The organism is Stenotrophomonas sp. GD04054 (genome assembly GCF_029836955.1).
In the GTDB taxonomy this organism is placed as follows: Bacteria; Pseudomonadota; Gammaproteobacteria; order Xanthomonadales; family Xanthomonadaceae; genus Stenotrophomonas; species Stenotrophomonas maltophilia_A.
The window spans coordinates 41740-48284 of the sequence record NZ_JAOECR010000040.1; the positions used below are offsets into that span (position 1 = coordinate 41740).

A 6545-nucleotide genomic window follows, 5' to 3' on the forward strand; every position below is an offset into this window, starting at 1 on the left:
ATGGGCAGCCTGCCGAAATTCCTGCCGATCACCGTGATCGACTCCGCCGCACCGGTGCCTGCCGAGGCGCATTCGCATCACCACGACGCGGCAGAGCGGGGGCCGCGCTCGCTCGGGCAGCCGGCACCATGCCGGCTGTTCGTGGACGAGACCGCGATCAGCGAGGCCGACATCGCCCGCGAGATGCAGCACCATCGTGCGATGCGCCCGGAACAGTCACGTGCCGAGGCGGCACGTGCCCTGGTGGTGCGCGAGCTGCTGCGGCTGGAAGCGCAGCGGCTGGGCCTGCAGGCACCGGAGGGCAACCGGGTCAGCGACGAGGAAGTGCTGATCCAGCAACTGCTGGAAGACGCGATCGAAGACCGTGTGCCGACCGATGAGGACTGCCGCCGCTACTTCGAGCAGAACCCGGAGCGCTTCCGCTCGCCCGATCGCGTGCGCCTGCGCCATATCCTGCTGGCTGCGCCGGCCGACGACGTGGCCGGGCGCTTCGCCGCACGCACCGAAGGCGAGCGGCTGGTCGGACTGCTGAAGGAGTCGCCGCACCTGTTCGCCGATTTCGCCCTGCGCCATTCGCGCTGCCCGTCCAGCAGCGAGGGCGGCGACCTGGGCTGGTTGCAGCGTGGGCAGACCACGCCGGAGTTCGACCGCCAGGTGTTCCGCCTGCGCGAGGGCCTGGCCGGTTTCCCGGTGGAATCGCGCTGGGGCTACCACGTGGTCTGCGTCGATGCCCGCGAGGAAGGGCAGCCACAGCCGTTCGCGGCGGTGCTGCCGCAGCTGCGTGATTACCTGGAGCTGCAGGTACGCCAGCGCGAGGTGCAGGCCTACCTGCTGCAGCTGCAGGAACGCTACCCCGTGCGCGGGCTGGACGAGATCGAAGCCGAAGCGGATATCGGCTGACCCCCATTGAACGAGGAGACCCCATGAACCAGGCCCTTGCCCCCGCCAGTGCCGGGCAGCAGCAACGTGCGCTGTGGCTGAGCACGTTTGCCTTCACCGTGTGCTTCGCGGTGTGGATGATCTTTTCGATCATCGGCATCCAGATCAGTCAACAGCTCGGATTGAATGACACCCAGTTCGGCCTTTTGATCGCCACGCCGGTGCTGACCGGTTCGGTCAGCCGGGTCTTCCTCGGCATCTGGTCCGACCAGTTCGGTGGCCGCAAGGTGATGGTGCTGGTGATGCTGTGTGGCGCTGTGGCTACCTGGATGCTGACCTACGCGCAGACCTACACCCAGTTCCTGATCGCCGCGCTGTGCGTGGGCATCGCCGGTGGCAACTTCTCGGTGGGCGTGGCGTACGTCTCCAAGTGGTTCCCGGCCAGCAAGCAGGGCACCGCGCTGGGCATCTTCGGTGCCGGCAACATCGGCTCGGCGGTGACCAAGCTGCTGGCGCCGCTGGTGATGGTGGCCGCCGGCTGGACCATGGTCGCCAAGGTATGGGCGGTCGCGCTGGCGGTCACGGCGGTGCTGTTCTTCCTCTTCAGCAAGGAAGACCCGTCGTTGGAACAGCGCCGCCGCGAGGGCGTGAAGCCGGTGCCGTTCGCCGAGCAGATGGCGCCGCTGAAGAACCTGCAGGTGTGGCGGTTCTCGCTGTACTACTTCTTCGTGTTCGGTGGCTTCGTGGCGCTGGCGCTGTGGCTGCCGCACTACCTGGTGGGCGCTTACGGCATGGACGTGGGCCACGCCGGCATGCTGGCGGCGTGCTATTCGATCCCGGCCAGCCTGTTCCGCGTGGTCGGTGGCTGGATGTCGGACCGGATGGGAGCGCGCCGGGTGATGTACTGGACCTTCGGTGTGTCGGCCATCTGCACCTTCCTGCTGGCCTATCCGGATACCGAGTACGTGGTGAAGGGGATCCACGGCCCGATCCACTTCCATCTGGCCATCGGCGTGGTGATGTTCACCGTGCTGGTGTTCGTGCTGGGCTTCTTCATGTCGCTGGGCAAGGCCGCGGTCTACAAGCACATTCCGGTGTACTACCCGCAGCACGTGGGTGCGGTGGGCGGTGTGGTCGGCATGATCGGTGGGTTGGGTGGCTTCATCCTGCCGATCGTGTTTGGCGCACTGAACGATGCGCTGGGCATCTGGAGCAGCTGCTTCATGCTGCTGTTCGTGCTGGTGGCGGCGGCATTGGTCTGGATGCACTTTGCGATCCGTCGCATGGAACGCCGTCACTTCCCGCAGATCGACCGCGAGACCGACCTGCCCGAAGCCATCGATGCGGCCGCCGCCGAGCGGGTGCGCGGCAGGTGAACGGGGTTGCCGGCCAGCGGCCGGCACTACCAATGCGGTGAGCCACGCGGCGCCTGGTAGTGCCGGCCGCTGGCCGGCATGAACCCACCGATGCGCCACGCTTGATTTCAATCAGGGCCACACGAAGAGGAACGCCCGAAGATGTGTGCCATGAGCTTCCACGTTGATGAGAGTGAGGACACTGCGCTGCAGGCGGCATTGCTGCGGCAGCCCCGGCATGTGCTGTTTCCGGCGGCTGACCAGTTCAGCACCGGCTTTGGCGAAAGCGGCTGGCGCGCCGCCGTGCGCGCCAGCAACGAGCACCTGATCCCGCGTGGCTTGACGCTCGGCTTCCAGGCCGGTCGTGGCGGGCGCGATGTGCCGCCGCAGGCCTATCTGGACACCTTGCTGCTGGCCCTGCAGCTGCAGGCCGATGCCCTGGCCGAGGACCGCGAAGTGGTGGCGATGGTGCTGCAGCTGGGCTTGGCCGAGACCTTGCCGCCACCCCAGCTGGGCCAGCTGCTGGACGCCGTGCCGCAGCACCTGCGCACGGTAGCGCGCCCGCAAGTGGAAGTGCGGCTGGACGCCGGCAGTGTGCTGTCACCGGCGCAGCTGCGTGCGGTCGGCTGTACCCGCCTGAACGTGATCGACCGTACCGATGCGCCGGGGCCGACCCTGCTGGCACAGGCGCGGCAGGTCGGCTTCACCGCGCGCTACTACCAGCTGCGCGTGCCCGCCAGTGAGGACACCGGTTTCATCGAACGCCTGCATGAGGTGCTGGCCGAGGCGCCCGAGCGCATTCTGCTGCCGGCACCCTGTGCGCTGCCTCGGCACCCTGCAGCCACCCACTGGCTGCAGGCCTGGCGCCTGCTGCGCGCGGCCGGCTACGAGCCCATCGGCGGCGACCACTACCAGCGTGGTGACCTGCCCAATCCACACGGGCCCGGCGATGGCCAGCGCCACTGTGACCTGGCGGGTGTGCCACGGCGTGACCGTAGTGATTTCATCGGGCTTGGCCTGTCCGCCTGCAGCCAGATCGGCGAAGTGTTCTACCGGCTGGAGGACGAGCTGGGCGAATGGCGGGCGCGATTGCAGTCCGGTCACATGGGCGTGTCTGCCGGGTTGATCCTGTCCGAGGACGAGCGGTTGGCGGCCGAGGTGGCACAGAGCATCGCCTGCGACCATGCGCTCGATGCCGCGGCCTTCGAGTGGCGCAATGATGAACCGTTCGAGGAATGCTTCGCCGAACAGCTGCCGGCGCTGTCGCCGCTGCTGGCGCGCGGCTGGGCGCAGTGGGATGCACGCGTGCTGCGGCTGGCCGAAGAAGGGCGGTTGCTGTGGCGTATGATGGCCGCATGCTTCCGGCCGGCGGCCGCAATCGCTTGAGTCCTGCCTCGATGTCTTCGAATCCGCCTTCCCAGGGCCGTCTCGGCCGGGCCACGCCGAACCCCGCTGCCGCCGATGATGGCGACGCGCTGCACTTCTGCAGCACCTGTGCGTTTTCCGATGCCTGCATGTCGCAGGGCTATGACAAGACCGCGCTGGGCGACCTGCATGTGCTGGTCGACCACGTCGGTCCGTTCCATGCGGGTGACTACATTTTCCGTGCCGGCGAATCGTTCGATTCGATTGCCGCGGTACGCGCCGGCATGGTCAAGACCTTCGTTGATGACAGCCAGGGCAACGAGCAGGTGCTGGGCTTCAGCCTGCCCGGCGAAGTGATCGGCCTAAATGCGATCCACGGTTCGCGCTTCCCCTGCAATGCGGTTGCGCTGGACACCGTGCACCTGTGCCGCATCTCGTTCCCCAAGCTGAGCCTGCTGGCCACGCGCATGCCGGGGCTGCAGGCCAAGCTGTTCAGCCTGCTCAGCGCGGAGATCGGCAAGGTCGCCACGCTGGCCGCCAATCACCGTACCGAAGAGCGCATGGCGGCGTTCCTGCTGGACATGTCCGAGCGTTACGCGCGGCGCGGCTTTTCCGCCACGCGCTTCAACCTGACGATGGCACGCACCGAGATCGCCAATTACCTGCGGATGGCGCCGGAAACCGCCAGCCGCGTGCTGCGTCGCCTGAGCGATGATGGGATCATCGCGGTGAAGCAGCGCGAGATCCTGCTGCTGCAGCCCGAGCGCCTGGCGGCGCTGGCGGTGGCCGACGAATCCGATTCGAACTGAACCTGGCCGGGAGCCGACGATGAAACGCGCTGGACTGTTGTTGCTGGGACTGCTGGCCACGCTGCCAGCCTGGGCGGCCGACCTGACGGTGTCGGCGGCATCGAGCCTGACCGAGAGCTTCCGCGAGCTGGGCACCGCCTATGAGAAGGCGCACCCGGGAACCAAGGTCGATTTCAACTTCGCCGCCTCTGGCGTGCTGCTGCAGCAGATCAGCCGTGGCGCACCGGTGGACGTCTTCGCGTCGGCCGATGAAACCACGATGGACCAGGCACAGCAGCAGGACCTGCTGGCGGCCGGCACCCGCGAGGTGTTCGCGGTGAACGCGCTGTGGGTAGTAGTGCCGCCGCAGGCCAAGGCCGCGCCGCGTAGCTTGAAGGACCTGGCCGGTGCCGGCGTGCAGCGCATCGCACTGGGCAACCCGGACAGCGTGCCGGTCGGCCGCTATGCCAAGGGCGCGCTGCAGGCAGCCGGCCTGTGGCCGTCGGTGCAGGGCAGGATCATCACCACGCAGAACGTGCGCCAATCACTGGATTACGTGGCGCGCGGTGAAGTGGATGCCGGCTTCGTCTATGCCACCGATGCGCAGGCGATGCCCGACCGGGTGCGCCGCGCCTTCGCGGTGCCGGTGGCGGGGCGCATCGCCTATCCGCTGGCGGTGACCAAGGCCAGTGCGCAGCCGGCGGAGGCCAAGCGGTTTGCCGCCTTCGTGCGTTCGGCGCAGGGCCAGGCGATCCTGGCCAGGCACGGGTTTGGCAAGCCCTGAGGCATGGATCTCGACTGGAGCGCACTCGGGTTGTCGCTGAAGGTGGCCGGCTGGGCCACCGCGATCAATCTGGTGCTGGGCGTGGCACTGGGCGCGCTGCTGGCGCGGCGGCGATTTCCCGGCCGTGAGCTGCTGGATTCGCTGCTGACCCTGCCGATGGTGTTGCCGCCGACTGTGCTGGGGTATTACCTGCTGGTGCTGATCGGCCGCAACGGACTGATCGGTGCGTGGCTGCAGTCGTGGTTCGGCATCAACCTGGTGTTCACCTGGCAGGCGGCGGTGATCGCTGCGGCGGTGGCTTCGCTGCCGCTGGTGTTCAAACCGGCGCGCGCGGCGTTCGAGGAAGTGGACGGACAGCTGGAGCAGGCCGCACGCACGCTCGGGGTATCCGAAGCGGCAGTGTTCTTCCGCATCACGTTGCCGCTGGCCTGGCGCGGCATCCTCGCTGGCCTGCTGCTGGCATTTGCACGCGCGATGGGCGAGTTCGGTGCCACGCTGATGGTGGCCGGCAGCATTCCGGGCCGCACGCAGACGCTGTCGATCGCCATCTACGAAGCGGTGCAGGCCGGTCAGGACGGCAAGGCCAACGCGCTGGTGATCCTGACCTCGGTGGTGTGCATCGTGATCCTGCTGCTGGCCGCACGGCTGGTGGGCGGGCGTCGCCGGGAGCTGCGCGATGTGGCTTGATCTGCAGGTGCAGCGCCAACTGCAGGCGGCCGGCCAGGATTTCGTGCTGGACGTAGCGTTGCAGTGCACGCAGCGGCAGGTGGTGCTGTTCGGGCCCTCCGGTGCGGGCAAGAGCCTGACCCTGAAGGCAGTGGCCGGGTTGCTGAGGCCGGGCCAGGGCCACGTGCGCCTGCAGGGGCAGACCTTGTTTGACGCGGCGGCGGGCGTGGACCTGCCACCGCAGCGTCGTCGGCTGGGCTATGTGTTCCAGGATTACGCGCTGTTCCCACACCTGAGCGTGCGCCAGAACGTGGCGTTCGGTCTGCAGAAGGGGTGGTTGAATCCGAGGGCTGGCCAGCGCTTCGATGCGGTGGAGCAGTGGTTGCACGCATTCCGCATCGACGCGGTCGGTGATCTGCTGCCGTCGCAGGTATCCGGCGGCCAGCGTCAGCGCACCGCCTTGGCACGTGCATTGGTGACGCAGCCGCAGGCGCTGCTGCTGGATGAGCCGTTCTCCGCGCTGGATCATGACCTGCGCCAGCACCTGCGCCAGGAGCTTGAGACGGTGCTGGACAATACTGGCATTCCGTTGCTGTTGATCAGCCACGACCCGCAGGATGTGGCCATGTTCGGCCAGCAGGTAGCACGCGTGGTGGATGGTCGTATCGTCGGCGGTTGACCCGCGATGGACGCAAGGGTGATGGATGG

General features: G+C 67.7%; 7 protein-coding genes. All 7 read left to right on the forward strand.

The window, feature by feature from the left end:
• The 7 genes from N7573_RS16700 (at position 1) to N7573_RS16730 (ending at position 6516) form a co-directional block, all read left to right on the forward strand.
• On the forward strand, positions 1-900 hold the full coding sequence (locus N7573_RS16700; RefSeq protein ID WP_279912322.1) for a peptidylprolyl isomerase: 900 nt from the start codon (positions 1-3) through the stop codon (positions 898-900).
• A gap of 23 nt (positions 901-923) precedes the next feature.
• A complete protein-coding gene (locus N7573_RS16705; RefSeq protein WP_279943224.1) occupies positions 924-2255 on the forward strand; it encodes a NarK/NasA family nitrate transporter in 1332 nt (443 codons plus the stop codon).
• A gap of 150 nt (positions 2256-2405) precedes the next feature.
• Positions 2406-3620, forward strand: coding sequence for a coproporphyrinogen III oxidase (locus N7573_RS16710; RefSeq protein WP_279943225.1), 1215 nt, complete (start codon positions 2406-2408; stop codon positions 3618-3620).
• Positions 3621-3631: 11 nt separating this feature from the next.
• The gene (locus tag N7573_RS16715) at positions 3632-4408 is read left to right on the forward strand and encodes a helix-turn-helix domain-containing protein (protein WP_279913941.1); all 777 of its coding nucleotides are present in this window, start codon (positions 3632-3634) and stop codon (positions 4406-4408) included.
• A 19-nt stretch (positions 4409-4427) separates the two neighbouring features.
• The gene (gene modA, locus N7573_RS16720) at positions 4428-5171 is read left to right on the forward strand and encodes a molybdate ABC transporter substrate-binding protein (protein ID WP_279913942.1); all 744 of its coding nucleotides are present in this window, start codon (positions 4428-4430) and stop codon (positions 5169-5171) included.
• A 3-nt stretch (positions 5172-5174) separates the two neighbouring features.
• Positions 5175-5858, forward strand: a complete 684-nt coding sequence (gene modB, locus N7573_RS16725; RefSeq protein WP_279913943.1) for a molybdate ABC transporter permease subunit — start codon at positions 5175-5177, stop codon at positions 5856-5858.
• Positions 5848-6516, forward strand: a complete 669-nt coding sequence (locus N7573_RS16730; protein WP_279943226.1) for an ATP-binding cassette domain-containing protein — start codon at positions 5848-5850, stop codon at positions 6514-6516. Before modB ends, N7573_RS16730 begins: the two co-directional genes overlap by 11 nt.
• Positions 6517-6545 lie beyond the last annotated feature (29 nt).